The 452-nt window shown below is 36.1% G+C and carries 1 pseudogene; it reads left to right on the top strand.

The window, feature by feature from the left end:
- Nucleotides 1–54 precede the first annotated feature (54 nt).
- A pseudogene (locus AKK44_RS07545) lies at nt 55–452 on the top strand (IS3 family transposase); the annotation flags it as partial.

Genomic DNA, 452 nt, shown 5'->3' with positions numbered 1-452 from the left:
TGAACTGCACCCCAAAAGTTGGACAAAAAATCTAACGAATGGGGTGTTTTTCTTATGAAGTTAAGTTATGAAAATAAACTAGAACTCTATGCACTAAGAAAGAATGGCGTGTCTTGGTCTCAGATAAGTGAGACATACGATGTTAGTCTTTCCACTCTTAAATATTTGATAAAGCTTATGGATAGGTATGGTGTTGAGAATGTTAGAAAAAGAAAGAATAGCTACTATCCACCTGAACTAAAACAAGAAATCATTGATAGGGTTTTACTAGAAAATAGATCTATCAAGCAAGTCTCATTGGATTATGCCCTACCAAACTATGGTATGCTTTCAAATTGGATAGCACAATACAAGAAAAACGGGTATACTATTGTTGAGAAACCAAGAGGGAGACCGTCTAAAATGGGCCGTAAACCAAAGAAAAAACCAGAAGAGATGACAGAGCTTGAGCG

Origin of the sequence: Streptococcus phocae (assembly GCF_001302265.1) — a bacterium.
Lineage (GTDB): Bacteria > Bacillota > Bacilli > Lactobacillales > Streptococcaceae > Streptococcus > Streptococcus phocae.
The sequence above is the reverse complement of the archived record's forward strand: the minus strand, read 5'-3'. Positions and strand labels throughout refer to the sequence as shown.